Below are 21,128 nucleotides of genomic sequence, written 5' to 3'. Positions count from 1 at the left end.
AAAACAACAAGGACATACGCCATGTACCAACTCTTCATCGAAGGCCTGCAACGCCTCGGCCGCGCGCTGATGCTGCCGATCGCGATCCTGCCGATCGCCGGCCTGCTGCTGCGCCTGGGCGACACCGACCTGTTGAACATCGCGATCATTCACGATGCCGGGCAAGTGATCTTCGCCAACCTGGCGATGATCTTCGCCATCGGCATCGCCGTCGGTTTCGCCAAAGACAACAACGGCACCGCCGGCCTGGCCGGGGTGATCGGTTATCTGGTGATGATCTCTACCCTCAAGGTGCTCGATTCGACCATCAACATGGGCATGCTCGCCGGGATCGTCAGCGGCCTGTTGGCCGGCGCGCTGTACAACCGCTTCAAGGACATCAAGCTGCCGGAGTATCTGGCGTTCTTCGGTGGCCGGCGTTTCGTGCCGATTGTCACCGGGTTCGCGGCGGTCGGGCTGGGCGTGCTGTTCGGCTACATCTGGCCGCCGATCCAGCAGGGCATCAACGCGTTCGGCGCGCTGATGATGGAAAGCGGCAGCATCGGCGCGTTCGTCTTCGGCGTGTTCAACCGCCTGCTGATCGTCACCGGCCTGCATCACATCCTCAACAACATGGCGTGGTTCGTCTTCGGCAACTTCACCGATCCGACCACTGGGGCATTGGTGACTGGCGATCTGTCGCGCTATTTCGCCGGCGACCCGAAGGGCGGCCAGTTCATGACCGGCATGTTCCCGATGATGATCTTCGGCCTGCCCGCCGCCTGTCTGGCGATGTACCGCAATGCCCTGCCGGAGCGGCGCAAGGTGATGGGCGGGATCTTTTTATCCATGGCGCTGACCTCGTTTCTGACCGGCGTGACCGAGCCGATCGAGTTCGCCTTCATGTTTCTCGCACCGCTGCTGTTCCTCCTGCATGCGCTGCTGACCGGGCTGTCGATGGCGATCACCAACGGCCTGAACATTCATCTGGGCTTTACCTTTTCCGGTGGCTTCATCGACATGATTCTCGGCTGGGGCAAGTCCACCAACGGCTGGCTGGTGGTGCCTGTCGGCCTGGCTTACGCGGTCATTTATTATCTGGTGTTCGATTTCTGTATCCGCCGTTTCAACCTCAAGACGCCGGGGCGTGAAGACGTGGCCACGGCAGAAAAAGCCGTCCTTTCGCAAACCGAACGCGCCAGCGCTTACATCAAGGCCTTGGGCGGCGCAGAGAATCTGCTGACCGTCGGCGCGTGCACGACCCGACTGCGCCTGGAAATGCTCGACCGCAACAAGGCGTCGGACGCCGGGCTGAAAGCGCTGGGCGCGATGGCCGTGGTGCGCCCGGGCAAGGGTGGCAGTTTGCAGGTCGTGGTCGGACCGCTGGCCGATAGCATCGCTGATGAAATCCGCTTGGCGATGCCGGCGCTCGGCCGTGGGGCGCCGGTTGACACTGCCGTGACAGTCGAGGAGCCGAAGACCGTTGCACTTGCCAGCAACGAGGCGCAGCAGTGGCTGAATGCTCTGGGCGGCCGCGACAATGTACTGCAGCTTGATTGCATCGCCATGACCCGGATTCGCCTGCAACTGGCCGATGACAAGGCGTTGTCCGAGACGCAGCTCAAGGTGCTGGGCTGCCTGGGTGTCAGCCGCCTGGACGGTGGGGTCTGGCATTTGCTGGTGGGCGACAAGGCAGCGAGTTTGAGTGAGGCGCTGGAGGGGTTGGTCAGTCGCCGGGAGGTCAGCGCGCAGGTTTGAATCTGCGCTGGTCTGGCGGGCCTCTTCGCGAGCAGGCTCGCCGCCACCCAGACAGGACATTCCACAAAGAAGCTCCCGACACATACATATATACCACCCCGCAAAACACCTCCCTCGCCATGCTGAGCCTTCATCCTCAGCCTGGAGAAAGTGCCCGTGAGCACCCCCAAAGCACCCACCCCCGAAGAGATCAGAAGCGACCTCAACCAGATCGGCGATTATCTGTTCAACACACCCACGCCGCTGCTTCCCGAACTCAAACCGACCACCGGACAGACCTACCTTAAACGCCTCAACGAACAGCTGAAAACCTACCGGACAAGCTATCAGCAACGCAGCCGTCTGCTTTTTCAGGAGCTGGACACCAGCGACCTGCAAAGCGAAAACGGCAAGAAGCTGATCGCAACCCTGAAGATCAGGCTCAACACCCAGCTGATCAACATGGACCTGCGGGACCAGATCGACGGCAAGCCGGCAAAAACCTTCCTCAAATATGACGCGGGCTTCACCGCCATCGAACACGAGGCACAACAGGCCGTCAGTGATCGCCTGCTGCACCCGCAAGCCGGCGAGTTGCTGAAAAAAACCGGCCTGGGCCCGATGCTGCGTCCCGCCATGTATGCACTGCAGTTCAGCTATCAGGCCACCACCGTCGAATTGGCCGGCGCCTTTGTCGTCACGCAAAATGACAGCCCGCGAGTCACCGACCTGCTGAACGGCTCAAACGTCGGCTACGCCGTGCTGTTCACGCCCGCACGAGGCATCGAGTTCTTCAATTCTCTGACCGATCTCGATAGTCACCTGCGCGAGTCGCTGAATTCGCGCAGTGGCCGTCTCGATTTCATGCAAATGCTGCCGACGCGCTATCACGACGTCGGTGCCGCCGGGATCTGGCCGCTATCGCTCGCGCCAATCGACAGTAAACCCCTGTTCGAACACACCTACGACGCGCTGATCGAAAAACGCACGCAGGATATCGAGCGCGCCTTGAGCTTCGCCGACAACCCGCAACAAAACCCTGCGCAATTGCTCACAGCGCTGGAAAAAGCGGTCACCGCCGCCCTGCCGGATCTCACGCCGCGCCTGGAGTTACGCGCACTGACCCTGTTCGAACGCCACTTGCGCTACAGCGCACCGGACTGGTACCGCAGCGCCAGCAGCACAAAACAGATCGAACTGGCGCAGCACTTGAGCAACTACCAGCAGGCGCGGGAACGTTTGCTCGATCTGATGGAGCCCGTCGGCAGTCTGATCGCACTGGCGCGCCAGCAATGGCTGGAACGCCTGAGCGATGATCTGGAGATCGACGATCTCGAGCCGGAAAAACTGCAGATCAGCACCGATCGCCGAGTGCCGGGCTATGGCGTTTATACGCATCAATGCAATCTGCTCGATCTGTCCTTGCGCGGCCCGCACACGGGCGATGAATTGCCGGGCTCGGAATTCCTGAGCTACACCACGCTCACCTACGACGGCGCGCCCTTGCCGGAGCGTTATGTCGACTTGACACCGCAATGGCTGGTCAAGGAAGCGATAAGCCTGGAGCCCCGGGTTGACTTCAATCGCCTGCAAAAAGACATGCACGCCCGAGCCGCAATCAAGCCCGCCATTGAGCGAATGCTTGATCAACGCATCGTCGCCCTCGCCCATACGGCAGTCCTGCAGGGGCACCTGCTCGACAGTGATTTGTCGTTGATCCAGCGCTTGCGCAGCGGCGGCGATCCGCTCCTGAGCGCCGCCACTCTGTCGGTGCACGGCGCACAACTGCAGGATGTATGGGTCTTGCGCCAGAGCGACGCCAGCGGCGCGGTCAAGCGTGTCTTGCTGTGCACCCCGCAGGCCCCTCGCGAGCGACAGTTCCAGGCCTTCGACAGTGAGCTTGAATGCCAGACCCATCTGCTGGGCTGGGCCACACACAGCGATACCGCCGACAGCATGACGGGCTACCTGATCAGCCGCGCACCGATGCGCTTTCGCCCGGCGCTGCGCAAAGTACTGGCGGGCCTGAGCTTCAGACCTGAAGCGATGGAACACCAGAAGGTCACTTTCGAACACTGTGGCGACCATCTCGTCTGCCTGAAGGCGATGGCCGTTCACATGCTCGCTACGCGCGTCGATGACTACGACTTCAGCACCCCCCTGTGGTATCGCTCGACCACCGCTGCCGATCGCAGACAACTCTCGACCCTGAGCGAAGAGGCCGAAGGCGCGTTGCGCGGGTTCAACCAGCACGCCTTGTCCGGCAGCCAATTTCCGGCTTTTGATGACTACGTGCACCAACAGGCGAAGATCAGTCTGAACCGCCTGCTCAAGCGCTCGGCCAATGATGTCGACCCGGATACCGTCTGGGCCTACGCGCCGATGTCCATCGTGCCCTCATTGACGCCGAAACCGCTGACGTATACCCAGTTGTATCGCGACGGCTATGCCGATGGCGTCGGCTTTCTCGATGAGAAATTCTCCCGCTCGGCACGCTTCAAGGGGCCGCCGGGCATCGATGTCAGCAACCTGACCGCACAGAACGTCGCACGCTCGGTCACCGGGGTGTGGATCGGCGAACGCTACACCAACAAGGTCAGGGATGACCTGCAGAGCTCGACCAGCGAGGGCTACGATTTCAGACGCAACGCGACCCTGGCGATTACTCAGCGCCAGATGAAGGTCGCCGCGCTGGAATGCCAGCTGCAAGGACATATCAGCCGCAGCGATCGGCAATGGCTGGAGCAAAGCATCACCAGCATGGAGGAAACCTCGGGGCCAACGCGCACCAAATACCCGATCCATCGATTGATGATCGATGGCGAGTGGGTGATGGATGTGTGGCTGTTCAGCCATTCCGATAACCCGGTGTTGCTCTATACCCCGGACGCACCCGACGGTGTCAGGTTTCGCGAAGCGCGGCTGTTCAACTACCTGCTCCAACAGCAGGCCGGCATGATCGAATACCTCACCTCTCGGGTAGGCGTGAGTGCTCAGACGCGAGTGCGGACGTTCCTCGAAAACGCAAAAAAACAGCTCCCCAAAGGCCTCGACAAGACTACGCCCAGCCCGGCGCGCTACGATTCAACGCCCGCCACCGCTGCCGTCAGCGATTTGCGCTCGGCGCTGTACAACATGAAGCTGCAGCGCCGGATCGACAACGTCCACGCCACGACCACCAGTCGAGCGCAGATGATCGCCGGGCTGATCTGGACCAGTGTCGAATGGCTCGCGGCCATTGCCACCGCCCCTTTCCCGCTGCTCAGTCTGAGCACCGGACTGCTGCTGGCTTTCAAGGACGCGATGCTCGCCCTGCACGCTTATCGGCAGGGTGACCACGGTGAAGCTTTCCAGCATTTGCTCGGTTACCTGTTCAACAGTGTCGGCGCGGTGCTGACCGATCTGCGCCCCGCCCTGCGCTCACTCAAGCTCGCGCGCCGACCGCTGCGCCAAGCGATCGCCAGTGCTGGCAACGAACAGCAGAATGTCGTGACCTTGGTCGATCAGGTAGCGCCTCGACCTGACTGGGATGACATGCGTCCGGTGGTTTTCAGAGGCCGGATTTACCTTGCCGGGAAAAATCCCGACGCACTCGGTCGTTATCTGCTCTATCGCAGCAAGCCGAACTCCCCTGACATCGTCTCGACCGGCATCCTCGTTGTTCGCAATTCAGACGGGGTGATGGTGCGCAGTGGCATGGTCGGCGGCGCGCCGAAATACGATGCCGTGCCAGACACACCGAGCCCACGCAAAGACTACGGCGTGGTGCCCAAATACCGGGAGCGCGTCGCGATGGTGATGAATCCGCAATTCCGCGACGACGTAATCAAGAGAGGTCAGGACTACATGGGCGTCTCGCCCCTCTCAACCATGAGCGGCGTAGTTGAGGGTCTGGCCTCGACACGCGCCGCCTATATGGATCAGGTAGAAAAACTCACCACAGATGCCACAGGTCATTTCGCCGAACTCGCCGCCCTGCCCGCTCGCGCCGAAGTCCCGGCAGTTGCTGCCGATACTTCATTTGCGCAGTTGATCAACAGCGACGCATTCAAAGGGAAAAACCTGGTGATCGGCGCCCAACCCGGTTCCATCGCCAGCAAACAGGTGCTGATCGACTCTCTGGACGAACTCATTGCCAGCGGTTTCAAGCGCTTGCATGTCGAGTATCTGGCGGACGACATCTTTCATGCCAAGCTGGAAAATTTCAACAAGAAGCTCAGCTGGGAAAACATCAAAACCCACCTCAGAGGTGTTGACCACGCGCTGGGGCACACGGAGAAGGCGCCGTTCTCCTATCTGGCACTTATGCGCGCCGCCCGGAAAAAGAACTTGCGCGTCCACGCTCTGGACGCCTCGACCAGTTATCAACTGGAGCGCGCCATGACGCTGGCCGACGCCTCGCCGTTGACCCCACGAAGCAACAGCATCAGAAATTTTTATTCGCACAGGAAACTGTCTGCCGATATCGCCGACGCCCCCGACGAACGCTGGATCGTCCTCACCGAACAGTCACGCATGTGCACCTTCGACGAGACACCAGGCCTGGCCGACCTGCACGATGCCATCGCCGTGCGGATTGAAGACATCGACCTGGGTCAATCCGCACGCATCAGCCTCGATTCACCCGGTGCGATCAGCGGTGATGCAGCCGCGAAGGGAGATTATCTTGTGCAAATGCCGACTGCGTACAAGGCACCACGGGCCGTCCCGAAGCCAGTGGCACCGGCCGCGGCTTCCGCTCAATTGGGCGACTACGACATGGCGTCGTCGTTTCACGAGGGTGTGGTCAGGCTGATGCGCGACCGAAACGGCCTCGACACTTTCTTCAATCCCGCGAAAGAAGACCGTGAATTGTTCACGGCCTTTATCGCTACCCGACAGCGCCTGGGCAAAGCGGCCAGAGCCGCCTCCAGCGAATTCAAACATGCGAAGCCAGACGCGCTGCCGGTGATTGCCAGCGACGAAACCTTTGACACGTTTCTGCAAAAACTGGCCGACGGCCGCTTGAATCTGCTGATCGGAGAAAATCCAACCGAGGTGTCAGGCAAGGCGCTGCTCAGGAAACACATGAAGGCATTCAAGGATGCGGGTTATGACACGCTGTACCTTGCGAATATGTTCACCGATCTGCATCAGGCCGAACTGGATATTTTTCATCTGACGCAGCGCATGCCCGAGCGCCTCAGAGCCCATCTGCAAAAGCTGAGCGCGGACCGCCCGAGTGGTTATGTGGGTAACGACAATTTCAACGAGGTCTGTGAGGCGGCGGCTAAATACAACATCCGTATCCGCGCCATCGATTGCGTCGCCAGCTACCACGTCAAAGGGCTGCCGGATCCCGAGCTGTCGAGGAAAGAGATATTCAGCTATTTCGCCACGCAAGTGATCAAGAATGACCAATTGGTCCACGGGCCGCATAAATGGATGGCCCTCGTTGATGCCACACAGACCAACTACAGTCTGGGGGTTCCGGGGCTGGGCGAGACGCTGGGCGCGGTCAGTCTTCACGTCCGCGACAGTACGCCTGGTCTGGCCAGCTCGATCCAACAGGGCGCGTGGTCGACAATGATTCCGGAAAAAGCGGTCAACACACGGGCCGTGCGCAGTGATTTCACCCTGAACATCGCGGTGCCTGGCAAAAAGAACATTGCGCCGACGCCGCCTGTCAGACGCAGCAAACTGACCCAGCCCGGTATGTTCCTGATCGAAAACGAAGGCACGAGCGGAACACGTCTGGTGCATAAATCCAAAGCGGGTGAAATTGTCGTCACGCCGATTCAGGCCAACGACCAAGGCTTGTTGTTCATAGATCGCTGGGATAAGAAAGACCAGGGGTTCAAATACCTGCGAACGCTGATCGAGATGCTTGTGACCGACGTGAAACTGACCCAGGTGAAATAACACCGGTTCGCTTGCGCGTTGTGTAAGAACCACTGGGTCTGGAAGCCCAGTGGTTTTTTTATGACCGAAAGCAAGCGAACGGCCAGGACCCGGGTTTCAGGTTCGCGGATCAACCCGATCCAGCGCCCGATTCACCGCCAGCTCCGCGAGCATGATGATCTGCTGAATGGCCAGCGCCGTATTGCGCTGCGGCCGCCCCAGCTGATCGGCGAAATCGCTGGCCAGAGTGTTGGCTGAAGCGAGGGATTCACAGGCGTGGGCCAGGAGGGTTTCGGTGTCGATTTCCGGCTGGATCACAAACATGGTGCTGGGCGGGTGCGGTTTGCCTGGCTGCGGGCACAGGTAAAAATCCAGAGCACGCTTGATCGCTTCGCGGTTTTTGGCGAGGTCGTCGGCGCGGATGGCTTGTTCGAGGGGGGTTGTGGGTTCGAGGGGTGGGTCGGGGACAGGCTTTGACATTGATACGTTCCTGATCAATAGCCAATCACTTGCCGTTTCTCACGCGGCGGAGTGGTGGCAGCAGTGTGCGGGGTGAGAAACCGGTAGGAACAAGCCCGGCCGGACCGAAGTCCGCCCGCACACAGCCGCCATAACAATGCAGACAGCAGAAATGCCGGCGGCGATTATGGTGGTACTGACTGTGGATTAACAGTTCCTAAGGGTTCTCACACCCGATCGCCGAGTTTTCGACGACCCCCACAGACTAGAGCCCACACGTCCGACGGACAACCTGAAAACCTTGTGGGAAGGTTCTGGTCATCGGGTACCGGACTTAAACAATCTCAAATTCTCGGGCGCCTGGATGGGCCTCATCGCGAGCAGGCTCACTCCTACAATTGGATCGAGTACAACCTCAAGAAACAGGTCGGCTGCCAGGCCGCCTTCGCGAGCAAGCTCGCTCCCACAGAAAAGCAAAGGCAAGATCAAAAGATCGCAGCCTTCGGCAGCTCCTACACGATGAGCGTTAGCTCGAGTAAAGCTTTTGATCTTGATCCACCGGCGACGTCGGAAGGCTGAGTGGAGGGATTGATCCGGGCGTGGGAGCGCAGCGACCGTCTGGCGCAGCCAGACACAGCGAGTGTAGGTGCAGCGGAGCAAACCGGAGCCGCTGCGCCCGGATCAGTCCCGCAGCGAAGGAACCCGAGCCTGCGAGGGCCGAACGCAGGAGCAAGCCTTTTGGGTTACCTTTTTGGCGTTTGAAAAAGGTGACTCGCCGTAAGGGCGAAACCACCAGCCGCAGCCCCCGAAGAAACGGATATTCACTCAGTCAGCCAGAGCATGGTCGCCTATAAGGGCGCCATCGCGAGCAGGCTCACTCCCACAGAAAAGCAAATCGCAGGCAACAAAAAACCCGCAGACAATCCCTCATCTGCGGGTTTCCCGTTCAAGCAGCCAAGAAGATCAGAAATCTTCCAGCCGCCACACCTCATAAGCCGGCGTCTCGTACGGATGGCTAAGCTTCAAAGCCGCCACAACAGCAACAATCAACTCATCCGCAACAACAAGCTCAACCTTCCATTCCTCAACCCGCTCAACCTGCCCCGCCTCACCAATAAACGGCTGACTCCCGTCCAAAGGTCGAAACTGGCCCAGACCGAGCACCTGCCACGCACAGTGGTCATAGTCACCGATCCGCCCACCACCGGCAGCGAACACAGCCCCTTTGACCACCTCGACATGACTGTCAGGAACAAAAAACGCCAGCTTGTACACAGGCCTTAGTTCACCCAGACGCGAGCATTACGGAACATACGCATCCAAGGTGCGTCCTCGTTCCAGTCTTCCGAACGCCACGAGTTCTGCACCGCGCGGAACACTCGCTCCGGGTGCGGCATCATGATCGTCACGCGACCGTCACGGCTGGTAAGACCGGTGATCCCGCGCGGCGAGCCGTTCGGGTTGGCCGGGTAGGCTTCGGTGACCTTGCCGTGGTTGTCGACAAAACGCATCGCCACGCAACCGGACAGATCGGCTTCCAGCAGCGCTTCTTCGCTGGCGAACTCGGCATGTCCTTCACCGTGGGCGATGGCGATCGGCATGCGAGAACCGGCCATGCCCTGCAGGAAGATCGAGTTCGACTCCTGGATCTGCACCATCGCCACCCGCGCTTCGAACTGCTCGGAGCGGTTGCGCACGAAGTGCGGCCAGAACTCGCTGCCCGGGATCAGCTCGTGCAGGTTGGACATCATCTGGCAACCGTTGCACACGCCCAGCGTGAAGCTGTCGTTACGTTCGAAGAAGCCCTGGAACGCGTCGCGGGCGCGGCTGTTGAACAGCGCCGATTTGGCCCAGCCTTCACCGGCGCCGAGCACGTCGCCGTAGGAGAAACCGCCGCAGGCCACCAGGCCTTTGAACTCGTTGAGGTCGACACGACCGGCGAGGATGTCGCTCATGTGCACGTCGATGGCGCTGAAACCGGCGCGGTCGAATGCGGCGGCCATTTCCACCTGACCGTTGACGCCCTGCTCACGCAGCACGGCAACCTGTGGGCGAATGCCTTTCTTGATGTAAGGCGCAGCGATGTCCTGATTGACGTCGTAGCTGAGCTTGACGCTCAGGCCCGGGTTGTCTTCTTCCAGCAGCGCGTCGAATTCCTGCTCGGCGCAGTCGGCGTTGTCACGCAGACGCTGGATCTGGTAGCTGGTCTCGGCCCACTGACGCTGCAGCAGACGACGCTGGCCTTCGAACACGGTGTCACCGTTGAAGGTGATGTTGATCTGGCCATTGTTGATCGGCTGACCGATCACCGACACGCAGTCGCCCAGACCGGCGGCGCTGAACTGCGCGAGGATGTCCGGGGTGGCGTCCTGGCGAACCTGGATCACCGCGCCGAGTTCTTCGTTGAACAGGATCGCGGCGATTTCCGACGCGGATTCGGCGACGCTGTCCAGGTTCAGGCTCAGACCGCAGTGGCCGGCGAAGGCCATTTCCACCACGGAGGCCAGCAGACCACCGTCGGAACGGTCATGGTAAGCCAGCAGGTGACCGTCGGCGTTGAGGCCCTGGATCACGGCGAAGAAGGCCTTCAGGTCTTCGGCGTCATCGACGTCCGGCGCGTGTTTGCCGAGCTTGCCGTGTGTCTGAGCAAGGATCGAAGCACCCATACGGTTCTGACCGCGACCGAGGTCGATCAGGATCAGGTCGGTGGTGCCCTTGTCCATGCGCAGTTCCGGGGTCAGGGTCTGACGGATGTCAGCCACTGGCGCGAAACCGGTAACGATCAGCGACATCGGCGAGGTGACAGTCTTGTCTTCGCCGTTGTCGTTCCAGCGCGTGGCCATGGACATCGAGTCCTTGCCCACCGGAATGGTGATGCCCAGCTCCGGGCACAGCTCCATGCCGACCGCTTTGACGGTGTCATACAGACGCGCGTCTTCACCCGGGTGGCCGGCCGCCGACATCCAGTTCGCCGACAGTTTGATGTCGGAGAGCTTGTTGATGCGCGACGCGGCAATGTTGGTGATGGTTTCGCCGATGGCCATGCGGCCCGATGCCGGGGCGTCCAGCAGAGCCAGCGGAGTACGCTCGCCCATTGCCATCGCTTCACCGGTGTAGACGTCGAAACTGGTGGCGGTGACGGCAACGTCGGCCACCGGTACCTGCCACGGGCCGACCATCTGGTCACGAGCGACGAGGCCGGTGATGGTGCGATCGCCGATGGTGATCAGGAAGCTCTTGCTCGCCACGGCCGGGTGATGCAGAACGCGCTCGATGGACTCGCTGATGTCGAGGTTCGACGGATCGAAGTCATCGCCCAGTTCGGCTTCGCGAACCACCGACCGGTGCATGCGCGGCGCCTTGCCGAGCAACACTTCCAGTGGCATGTCCACCGGGTTGTTGCCGAAGTGGCTGTCGGTCACGGTCAGTTGCGGTTCAGCGGTGGCTTCACCGACGACGGCAAACGGGCAGCGCTCGCGTTCGCAGATCGCCTGGAAGCGCTCGAAGTCTTCCGGGCCGACCGCCAGAACGTAACGCTCCTGGGATTCGTTTGACCAGATCTCGTGCGGGGCCATGCCCGGCTCGTCATTGGGGATGTTGCGCAGTTCGAAACGGCCACCGCGGTCGCCGTCATTGACCAGTTCCGGGAAAGCGTTGGACAGACCGCCCGCGCCGACGTCGTGGATGAAGCTGATGGGGTTCTTGTCACCCAGTTGCCAGCAGCGGTCGATGACTTCCTGGCAGCGGCGCTCCATTTCAGGGTTTTCACGCTGCACGGAAGCAAAATCCAGATCCGCCGAGCTGGTGCCGGTGGCCATCGACGAAGCCGCGCCGCCGCCCAGACCGATCAACATCGCCGGGCCGCCGAGCACGATCAGCTTGGAGCCGACGACGATCTCGCCTTTCTTGACGTGCTCTTCGCGGATGTTGCCCATGCCGCCGGCGAGCATGATCGGCTTGTGGTAACCACGAACTTCGTCACCGTGCGGGGTGGTGATCGACTGTTCGAAGGTACGGAAGTACCCCGTCAGCGCCGGACGGCCGAATTCGTTGTTGAACGCGGCGCCGCCGAGCGGGCCTTCGATCATGATGTCCAGCGCAGTGACGATGCGCTCAGGCTTGCCGTACGGCACTTCCCACGGCTGTTCGAAGCCCGGGATCTGCAGGTTCGATACGGTGAAACCGGTCAGGCCGGCCTTCGGCTTGGCGCCGCGACCGGTTGCACCTTCGTCACGGATCTCACCGCCCGAACCGGTGGATGCGCCCGGGAACGGGGCGATCGCGGTGGGGTGGTTGTGGGTTTCGACCTTCATCAGGATATGCACCGGCTCCTGCACCGCGCCGTACTGGCGGGTTTCAGGGTTCGGGAAGAAGCGGCCGGCAACATTGCCGACGATCACCGAAGCGTTGTCCTTGTAAGCCGACAACACGCCTTCGCTGTGCATCTGATAGGTGTTCTTGATCATGCCGAACAGGCTTTTTTCCTGGCTCTGCCCGTCAATGTCCCAACTGGCGTTGAAGATCTTGTGGCGGCAGTGCTCGGAGTTGGCCTGGGCGAACATCATCAGTTCGATGTCGTGCGGGTTGCGCTTCAGACCATTGAAGGCATTGACCAGGTAGTCGATCTCGTCTTCGGCCAGGGCCAGGCCCAGCTCGGTGTTGGCCTTTTCCAGCGCGGCGCGGCCGCCACCAAGAATGTCGATTGCGGTCAGCGGCTTCGGCTCGGCGTGGCTGAACAGACCGGCGGCCTGCTCGAGGTTGGCCAGCACGATCTGGGTCATGCGGTCATGCAGCACGTCGGCAATCTGCTGAGCTTCGGCTTCGCTGAACTGACCGGCCACGTAGAAGGCAATACCGCGCTCCAGACGCTGGATCTTGCTCAGGCCGCAGTTGCGGGCGATGTCGCTGGCCTTGCTCGACCACGGCGAGATGGTGCCGAAACGCGGCAACACCAAAAACAGACGACCGGTCGGCTCTTGAACCGGAACACTTGGGCCGTACTTCAGAAGGCGCGCTAGCACCTGCTGTTCGTCGCCGGTCAGGACGCCGGTGACTTCGGCGAAGTGAGCGAATTCAGCATACAGGCCACTGACAGCTGGAACCTTCTGGCTCAGTTGCTCAAGGAGTTTGCTGTGGCGAAAGGCAGAAAGGGCAGGAGCGCCGCGCAGGATCAACATCTTCGGGACAGCCTCGGGAAGGGGTGTGCTTTGAGGCCGTGCATTCTAGCCTAAACCGACCTCAACATCACCCGAAACGCTACGCACGGTTGCACTCGGGTAGCGATCTGTGTTTCTGCCTCCGGGGTCAGGTAAATCGGGCGTTCAGGGACGGCTTATTTTTACTGTAACAAAATGCCGGCAAGGCCCGTATTCAAGGGATTTCGCTCGGATTTGTGATCGCTAGCAGACTACTCCTACGCTGTCGAGATATGGCGCCCGTGGCCGTTTGCGTATACTGCGCAGATGTTTTTCCCAACGGCTTTGCGTCCGCGATACGCCAAATGGCTGATCGCAACCGGACTCTTCCTGATGCTCGGTGGTTGTGTTGATAAACCCAACACACTCGAGCGCGTAAAGGAGGACGGTGTGCTGCGCGTGGTTACCCGCAACAGCCCCGCCACCTACTTTCAGGATCGCAGCGGTGAAACCGGCTTCGAATATGAGCTGGTGAAGCGCTTTGCCGACGATTTGGGCGTCGAGCTGAAGATCGAAACCGCCGACAACCTCGACGACCTGTTCAATCAGGTCGGCAAGCCCAACGGCCCGGTGCTCGCGGCGGCCGGTCTGGTCAGCAGCGACGAGCGCAAGAAACAGGTGCGGTTCTCCCACTCCTACCTTGAAGTTACCCCGCAGATCATCTACCGCAACGGCCAGTCGCGGCCCACCGATCCGGCGGATCTGGTCGGCAAGAAGATCACCGTGCTCAAGGGCAGCACCCACGCCGAGCAACTGGCCGAGCTGAAACAGAAATATCCCGGTATCGAATACGAAGAATCCGACGCGGTTGAGGTGGTCGATCTGCTGCGCATGGTCGATGAGGGCCAGATTGACCTGACCCTGGTCGACTCCAACGAAGTGGCGATGAATCAGGTGTACTTCACCAACATCCGCGTGGCCTTCGATCTTGGCGACGCGCGCAGTCAAAGCTGGGCGGTTGGTCCGGGCGAAGACAACAGCCTGCTCAACGAAATCAACGCCTACCTGGACAAGGTGCAGAAGAACGGCACCCTGCAGCGCCTGAAAGACCGCTACTACGGCCACGTCGATGTCCTCGGTTACATGGGCGCTACCACCTTCGCCCAGCACCTGCAGCAGCGCCTGCCGAAATACGAACAGCACTTCAAGAATTACGCAAAGAAAGAGAAAGTCGACTGGCGCCTGCTCGCCGCCATCGGTTATCAGGAATCGCTGTGGCAGCCGACGGTGACGTCAAAAACTGGCGTACGCGGCCTGATGATGTTGACCCAGAACACCGCGCAGGCGATGGGCGTGTCCAACCGCCTCGACCCCAAGCAAAGCATCATGGGCGGCGCCAAGTACCTGGCTTACATGAAGGATCAGCTCGACGATTCGATCCAGGAGCCGGACCGCACCTGGTTCGCCCTGGCGGCGTACAACGTCGGCAGCGGCCATCTGGATGACGCGCGCAAACTGGCGGCGAAGGAAGGGCTGAATCCGGACAAGTGGCTGGACGTGAAAAAGATCCTGCCGCGCCTGTCGCAGAAGCAGTGGTACAGCAAGACCCGTTACGGCTACGCCCGCGGCGGCGAACCGGTGCATTTCGTGGCGAACATCCGGCGCTACTACGACATCCTGACCTGGGTGACCCAGCCGCAGCTGGAGGGCGACCAGGTCGCCGAGGGCAACCTGCATGTGCCGGCGATCGACAAATCGAAACCGGCGCAAGAGCCCGCCCCGCTCTAACCCACACCACAAATCGAATTGTAGGAGTGAGCCTGCTCGCGATAGCGGTGTCACAGTCAATTTGATATTGGCTGACACACCGCTATCGCGAGCAGGCTCACTCCTACAGGGGGTTGCGGTGTGGCTTATTGCTTGGCGGCCGCGAGGATCAGCGCTTTCATTTCCGACACAGCCGACTTGAAGCCGACGAACAACGCATGCGCCACCAGCGCGTGGCCGATGTTCAGTTCGTTGATGCCCTTGATCGCCGCCACGGCCTCGACGTTGTGGTAATGCAGGCCATGCCCGGCATTGACGATCAGGCCCTGCGCAAGACCGAATGCCACGCCATCAGCGACACGCTTGAGCTCTTCAGCCACTTCGGTCGGGGTTTCGGCATCGGCGTAACGCCCGGTATGCAGCTCGATGGCCGGTGCACCGATGCGCCTGGACGCGGCGATCTGACGCTCGTCAGCATCGATGAACAGCGACACTTCGCTGCCGATTTTCGATAAACGTTCGACCGCAGCCCTGATGCGCTCTTCCTGCCCCGCTACATCCAGGCCACCTTCGGTGGTCAATTCCTGACGGGTTTCCGGGACCAGACAGATGTGCGCCGGGCGAATGCGCTCGGCGAACGCCATCATTTCTTCGGTGACGCCCATTTCGAAATTCATGCGCGTTTGCAGCACATCCTTGAGCAGCAGCACGTCGCGCTCCTGGATGTGCCGGCGATCTTCGCGCAGGTGCACGGTGATGCCATCGGCGCCCGCCTCTTCTGCGTCCAGCGCCGCCTTGACCGGGTCCGGGTAGCGCGTGCCACGGGCCTGACGCAGGGTGGCGACGTGGTCGATGTTCACGCCGAGAAGAATGCGATTGCTGCTGGTCACGGATGCGCTCCTGAATTGAGAGATTCGGCGCACAGCATATCAGGGCTTGCGAAACAGCTCGCGACTGACAAGCGGACGCCCGCCCAAATGTACTGCGAGTGCCTGGCGCATCAGACGCTTGGCCGCTGACAGCGCACCGGGCGCCGACCAGTCGGCTTCGGCCATGGCCAGCAGTTCAGTGCCGTTGAACAGTCCCGGCTGCAGCAGATAAACCCGCTCGAGTCCGGCGTCCACTTGCAACCGGTAGAGACCGTCCGCGGCCACAGGCTCACCGTGAATGTCGGTGTTCATGGAGAAGCCGTAGCCGAGATCATCAAGCAATCGCCATTCGAAGGAGCGCAGCAACGGTTCCAGTGGTCGACCTTCGGCCAAGGCCAGCAGGGTCGCGGCATAGTGGTCGAACACTCCTGGGTGCGGATCTTCCGCGGGCAACAGGCGAATCAGCAATTCATTGAGGTAGAGACCGCTGAACAGCGCCTCGCCGTTGAGCCATGCGGAGGTGCCGGAGCTCTCCATACGCCCGACATTCTTCAGCTCACCCTTGCCACGGAATTCAACCTCCAGCGCCACGAACGGCCGCGCCAGTGTGCCGGCCTTGCCCCGCGCACTGCGCAACACCGCCCGCAGCCGCCCTTGCGGCGTGAGGAAATCCACCAGTGCACTGGTTTCGCGGTAGGCGCGCGAGTGCAGGACGTAAGCGGGTTGGGCGGGAGGCGGGGTTTGCGACATGAATGTTGTTTCCCGGGTGGGATTGCAAAAAAGATCGCAGCCTTCGGCAGCTCCTACAATGTCTTGTGTACACCTGTAGGAGCTGCCGAAGGCTGCGATCTTTTGATGTTCGAGTCGCTTACAGGTCGCCGTAACCCAGCGAACGCAGCGCGCGCTCGTCATCGGACCAGCCGCCCTTCACCTTGACCCACAGGTTGAGCATGATCTTGGAGTCGAACAGCAGCTCCATGTCCTTGCGCGCTTCGGTGCCGATGCGCTTGATGCGCTCGCCCTTGTCGCCAATGATGATTTTCTTCTGGCCGTCACGCTCGACGAGAATCAGCGCGTGGATGTGCAGGGTCTTGCCCTGCTGCTTGAACTCTTCGATTTCGACGGTGATCTGGTACGGCAGCTCGGCGCCCATCTGGCGCATGATTTTCTCGCGCACCAGTTCGGCAGCGAGGAAACGGCTGCTACGGTCGGTGATCTGGTCTTCCGGGAAGAAGTGATCGTTCTCCGGCAGGTGATCGGCGATGACCTTTTCCAGCGCATCGAGATTGTGCCCGTGCTGCGCGGAAATCGGGATGATCTGGGCGTTAGGCAATTGTTCCTGCAACCAGCTCAGGTGCGGCATCAGCTCGGCTTTGTCTTCGATCCGATCGGTCTTGTTCAGCGCGACGATCAGCGGGCCGGTCACATACTGCACACGTTCGAGCACCATCTGGTCTTCGTCGGTCCACTTGGTGCGGTCAACGACGAAGATCACCACGTCGACGTCTTTCAACGCCGCCGAAGCGGTTTTGTTCATGTAGCGGTTCAGGGCCTTTTCGCCGCCCTTGTGCATGCCCGGGGTGTCGACGTAGATCGCTTGCACATCGCCCTCGGTCTTGATGCCGAGCATGTTGTGCCGCGTGGTCTGCGGCTTGCGCGAGGTGATCGCGAGCTTCTGCCCGAGGATGTGGTTGAGCAGCGTCGACTTGCCGACGTTGGGACGGCCGACGATGGCAACATAGCCACAGCGAGTTGCGTTTGTATCAGTCATTGCCATTCTCCACGCCCAGGGCAATCAGTGCTGCAGCGGCCGCTACCTGTTCGGCAATGCGACGGCTGACACCCTGACCTCGGCTTTTCTCATTCAGTAAGACCACTTCGCACTCGACGAAGAAGGTTCGGCAGTGCGGTTCGCCCTGGATATCCACCACTTCGTAGCGGGGCAGTTCGCAACTGCGCGATTGCAGGTGTTCCTGCAAGCGGGTTTTCGGATCCTTGTTGGTGTCGACCAGCGTCAAGCCTTCGAACTCACCGGCCAGCCAGGCCAGTACGCGCTCACGGGCGACGTCCATGCCGGCGTCGAGGTAGATCGCACCGATCAGGGCTTCGAGGGCATCGGCGAGAATCGATTCACGACGGAACCCACCGCTCTTCAGTTCACCCGAACCCAGGCGCAGATAATCACCGAGGTCGAAACCGCGAGCCAGTACGGCCAGCGTCTCACCTTTCACCAGGCGTGCGCGCAAACGCGACAACTGGCCTTCGCGGGCCAGCGGAAAGCGATCGAAAAGCGCCTCGCCAGCGACGAAGTTGAGGATGGCATCGCCGAGGAATTCCAGACGCTCGTTGTTGCGCCCGGCAAAACTGCGGTGCGTGAGGGCCAGAAGCATCAGCTCCTGGTCCTTGAAGGTGTAACCGAGCTGGCGCTCGAGACGGCTTAGAGAAACGCTCACGGTTTACCCACGCTGAGTTCGTGGCTGGTTTCCACGGCCATCGCCGGGGTACGGCGCAGGCCTGGGACAATTAACGCTGTGTTCAAAAAATAGATCCTGGCGATTGCGAAGCCGATTGTACCGGCTCCAGAAATGCATTCGGCGCTGTGGTCAACAGCGCCGTGTGTAGTTACTTGATCAGACCGACCCGCGAGAAATTCGGCAGGTGGCTGAGTTTCGGCTCCGGCCAGCTCATCCAGACCGCGAAGGCCTTGCCGACGATATTGCGGTCGGGGACCATGCCCAGCAGATCCTTGGGAATGTTCGGATCATCCCAATAGCGACTGTCGTTCGAATTGTCGCGGTTGTCACCCATCATGAAGTAGTGCCCGGCAGGCACCGTCCACGACCGATCCGGAGTGGCGCGGTAGCGGCTCATTTCCTTGCGGATCAGGTGCTCGGCTGCACCGAGTTTTTCCTGGTAGAGCTCCGCGCTGCCCAGCGATCCCGCTTCGGCGCCGACCATCTTCTCGGCAATCGATTCGCCGTTGACGAACAGACGCTTGTCGGCGGTGTAACGCACCGTGTCACCCGGAAGGCCGACCACACGCTTGATGTAGTTGACGTTCGGGTCGCTCGGGTAGCGGAACACCATGACATCGCCGCGCTGCGGATCACCGACTTCGATGATCTTCTTGTCGATCACCGGCAAACGGATCCCGTAGGAAAACTTGTTCACCAGAATGAAGTCGCCGACGTCCAGGGTCGGTTTCATCGAGCCGGACGGAATCTGGAACGGCTCCACCAGGAACGAACGCAGCACCAGCACAATGAACAGCACCGGAAAGAACGACTTGCCGTATTCGACCAGCAGCGGCTCTTTGTTCAGCTTCTCGACCACCACAGGCTCGGGCTGGCTGACACTGCCTTGATAAGAGGCAATGGCAGCCCGCCGACGCGGTGCCAGGAACAGCAGATCAATCAACGCCAACAGGCCGCAGACGAACACGGCGATGACCAGCAACAGCGGGAAATTTAGCGACATAGGACCTGATTATTCCAACCTGAGCACGGCGAGGAAGGCTTCCTGTGGAATTTCCACGTTGCCGACCTGTTTCATGCGTTTCTTACCGGCCTTCTGCTTCTCGAGCAGTTTCTTCTTACGACTGACGTCACCGCCGTAGCATTTGGCCAATACGTTCTTTCTGAGCGCCTTGACGGTTGTCCGGGCTACGATCTGACCACCGATGGCGGCCTGGATCGCCACGTCGAACATCTGACGAGGAATCAGTTCTTTCATCTTCTCGGTCAACTGGCGACCTTTGAAGTGCGAATTGTCACGGTGCACGATCAATGCCAGGGCATCGACCTTGTCGCCGTTGATCAGCACGTCCAGTTTCACCAGATTAGCCGATTGGTAACGATCGAAATGGTAGTCCAGCGAAGCATAGCCGCGGCTGGTGGATTTGAGACGGTCGAAGAAGTCCAGGACCACTTCGTTCATCGGCAGGTCGTAGGTGACTTGCACCTGATTGCCGAGGAACAGCATGTCGACCTGAACGCCGCGTTTCTCGATGCACAGGGTGATGACGTTGCCCAGGTGCTCCTGCGGTACGAGGATATTGGCGCGCACGATTGGCTCGCGCATGTCCTCAATCGCCGACACGTCCGGAAGCTTCGACGGGTTGTCGACGTAAATCGTTTCACCGGTTTTCAGCACCAGCTCGAAAATTACCGTCGGCGCGGTGGTGATCAGGTCCAGGTCGTACTCGCGCTCGAGGCGCTCCTGGATGATTTCCATGTGCAGCATGCCGAGGAAGCCGCAACGGAAGCCGAAGCCCAGGGCGTCGGAGCTTTCCGGGGTGTACTGCAGCGACGAGTCGTTCAGGGTCAGCTTCTGCAGTGCTTCGCGGAAATCCTCGAAGTCGTCGGAGCTGACCGGGAACAGACCGGCGTAAACCTGCGGCTGGATGCGTTTGAAGCCCGGCAGCACTGGCACATCAGGCGTGGAGCTGAGGGTCAGGGTATCGCCGACCGGCGCACCGTGAATGTCCTTGATGCTGGCGATGATGAAGCCCACTTCGCCGGCCTTGAGGTCAACGGTAGCGGTGTGTTTCGGGTTGAACACGCCAACGCTGTCGACCAGGTGCACCTTGCCGGTGGACTTGACCAGAATCTTGTCGCCCTTCTTCACCCGGCCATGGCGCACCCGTACCAGGGAGACAACGCCCAGGTAGTTGTCGAACCAGGAGTCGATGATCAACGCTTGCAGCGGATCTTCGATGTTGCCGGTCGGCGCAGGAATGGTGTGGACCAGACGCTCGAGCACTTCGTCGACACCCAGGCCGGTCTTGGCGCTGCAGGTGACGGCGTCGGTGGCGTCGATGCCGATGATCTTCTCGATCTCGTCCTTCACGCGATCCGGCTCGGCCTGGGGCAGGTCGATCTTGTTCAGCACCGGCATGACCTCGAGGCCCTGCTCGATGGCGGTGTAGCAGTTGGCCACGGACTGGGCTTCCACGCCCTGCCCCGCATCGACCACCAGCAAGGCGCCTTCGCACGCGGCCAGGGAACGGCTGACTTCGTAGGTGAAGTCGACGTGGCCCGGGGTGTCGATGAAGTTCAGCTGGTAGGTGATGCCATCTTTGGCTTTGTAATAGAGGGTAACGCTGTGGGCCTTGATGGTGATCCCGCGTTCACGCTCAAGGTCCATGGAATCCAGTACCTGGGCTTCCATTTCACGCTCGGCCAGGCCGCCGCACATCTGGATGAAACGGTCAGCCAGCGTCGACTTGCCATGGTCAATGTGGGCGATGATGGAGAAATTGCGGATATGACTCAAATCACTCACGGATCAACACTCAAAAAGG

At 60.5% G+C, this 21,128-nt stretch carries 12 protein-coding genes; 3 read left to right on the top strand and 9 right to left on the bottom strand.

Annotation, left to right across the window (positions count from 1 at the left end; all coding sequences use genetic code 11):
- Positions 1-21: 21 nt before the first annotated feature.
- Both nagE and BLU71_RS27020 read left to right on the top strand, forming a co-directional pair.
- Positions 22-1,737 carry an N-acetylglucosamine-specific PTS transporter subunit IIBC gene (gene nagE, locus BLU71_RS27025; RefSeq protein WP_083354275.1) on the top strand — a complete coding sequence of 572 codons (1,716 nt, stop codon included), beginning with the start codon at positions 22-24 and terminating at the stop codon, positions 1,735-1,737.
- A gap of 156 nt (positions 1,738-1,893) precedes the next feature.
- Complete coding sequence (locus BLU71_RS27020; protein ID WP_083354274.1) at positions 1,894-7,617, top strand: membrane-targeted effector domain-containing toxin; 5,724 nt, start codon at positions 1,894-1,896, stop codon at positions 7,615-7,617.
- Between the two features lie 96 nt (positions 7,618-7,713).
- Here BLU71_RS27020 and BLU71_RS27015 read toward each other — a convergent pair whose 3' ends face one another.
- The 3 genes from BLU71_RS27015 to purL form a co-directional block, all read right to left on the bottom strand.
- A complete protein-coding gene (locus BLU71_RS27015) occupies positions 7,714-8,076 on the bottom strand; it encodes a DUF6124 family protein (RefSeq protein WP_042607741.1) in 363 nt (120 codons plus the stop codon).
- Between the two features lie 942 nt (positions 8,077-9,018).
- Complete coding sequence (locus BLU71_RS27005; RefSeq protein ID WP_042607740.1) at positions 9,019-9,330, bottom strand: YqfO family protein; 312 nt, start codon at positions 9,328-9,330, stop codon at positions 9,019-9,021.
- A 5-nt stretch (positions 9,331-9,335) separates the two neighbouring features.
- Entirely contained in the window at positions 9,336-13,232 is a 3,897-nt protein-coding gene (gene purL, locus BLU71_RS27000) for a phosphoribosylformylglycinamidine synthase (protein ID WP_083354273.1), read from the bottom strand.
- A 285-nt stretch (positions 13,233-13,517) separates the two neighbouring features.
- Here purL and mltF point away from each other — a divergent pair, with 285 nt between their 5' ends.
- Positions 13,518-14,978: a membrane-bound lytic murein transglycosylase MltF gene (gene mltF / locus BLU71_RS26995; protein ID WP_080902468.1), complete on the top strand. Its 1,461-nt coding sequence runs from the start codon at positions 13,518-13,520 to the stop codon at positions 14,976-14,978.
- Between the two features lie 125 nt (positions 14,979-15,103).
- On the opposite strand, the gene pdxJ is transcribed toward mltF, so the two are convergent.
- The 6 genes from pdxJ to lepA all read right to left on the bottom strand — a co-directional run bounded on the left by pdxJ (position 15,104) and on the right by lepA (position 21,109).
- Entirely contained in the window at positions 15,104-15,847 is a 744-nt protein-coding gene (gene pdxJ / locus BLU71_RS26990) for a pyridoxine 5'-phosphate synthase (protein ID WP_042607738.1), read from the bottom strand.
- Positions 15,848-15,886: 39 nt separating this feature from the next.
- A complete protein-coding gene (gene recO / locus BLU71_RS26985) occupies positions 15,887-16,576 on the bottom strand; it encodes a DNA repair protein RecO (protein ID WP_064364395.1) in 690 nt (229 codons plus the stop codon).
- A 118-nt stretch (positions 16,577-16,694) separates the two neighbouring features.
- Positions 16,695-17,597: a GTPase Era gene (era, locus tag BLU71_RS26980; protein WP_007909024.1), complete on the bottom strand. Its 903-nt coding sequence runs from the start codon at positions 17,595-17,597 to the stop codon at positions 16,695-16,697.
- Positions 17,590-18,279, bottom strand: coding sequence for a ribonuclease III (gene rnc / locus BLU71_RS26975; protein ID WP_042607736.1), 690 nt, complete (start codon positions 18,277-18,279; stop codon positions 17,590-17,592). Before rnc ends, era begins: the two co-directional genes overlap by 8 nt.
- 169 nt (positions 18,280-18,448) lie before the next feature.
- Positions 18,449-19,303 (bottom strand): signal peptidase I, encoded by an 855-nt coding sequence (gene lepB / locus BLU71_RS26970; protein WP_042607735.1) that lies wholly within the window; start codon positions 19,301-19,303, stop codon positions 18,449-18,451.
- A 9-nt stretch (positions 19,304-19,312) separates the two neighbouring features.
- Positions 19,313-21,109 carry a translation elongation factor 4 gene (gene lepA, locus BLU71_RS26965; protein ID WP_016771564.1) on the bottom strand — a complete coding sequence of 599 codons (1,797 nt, stop codon included), beginning with the start codon at positions 21,107-21,109 and terminating at the stop codon, positions 19,313-19,315.
- Between the last annotated feature and the right edge of the window lie 19 nt (positions 21,110-21,128).

The sequence above is a fragment of the Pseudomonas moraviensis genome, assembly GCF_900105805.1.
Lineage (GTDB): Bacteria > Pseudomonadota > Gammaproteobacteria > Pseudomonadales > Pseudomonadaceae > Aquipseudomonas > Aquipseudomonas moraviensis_A.
Note: the sequence above shows the minus strand (reverse complement) of the source record. Positions and strands in the feature narration are given on the sequence as shown.

What these genes read in the sequence shown, in the direction of transcription:
- nagE (WP_083354275.1), top strand. Translation starts at nt 22, where the DNA reads ATGTACCAACTCTTCATCGAAGGCCTGCAACGCCTCGGCCGCGCGCTG.
- BLU71_RS27015 (WP_042607741.1), bottom strand. Translation starts at nt 8,076, where the DNA reads ATGTCAAAGCCTGTCCCCGACCCACCCCTCGAACCCACAACCCCCCTC.
- purL (WP_083354273.1), bottom strand. Translation starts at nt 13,232, where the DNA reads ATGTTGATCCTGCGCGGCGCTCCTGCCCTTTCTGCCTTTCGCCACAGC.
- mltF (WP_080902468.1), top strand. Translation starts at nt 13,518, where the DNA reads ATGTTTTTCCCAACGGCTTTGCGTCCGCGATACGCCAAATGGCTGATC.
- recO (WP_064364395.1), bottom strand. Translation starts at nt 16,576, where the DNA reads ATGTCGCAAACCCCGCCTCCCGCCCAACCCGCTTACGTCCTGCACTCG.
- era (WP_007909024.1), bottom strand. Translation starts at nt 17,597, where the DNA reads ATGACTGATACAAACGCAACTCGCTGTGGCTATGTTGCCATCGTCGGC.
- lepB (WP_042607735.1), bottom strand. Translation starts at nt 19,303, where the DNA reads ATGTCGCTAAATTTCCCGCTGTTGCTGGTCATCGCCGTGTTCGTCTGC.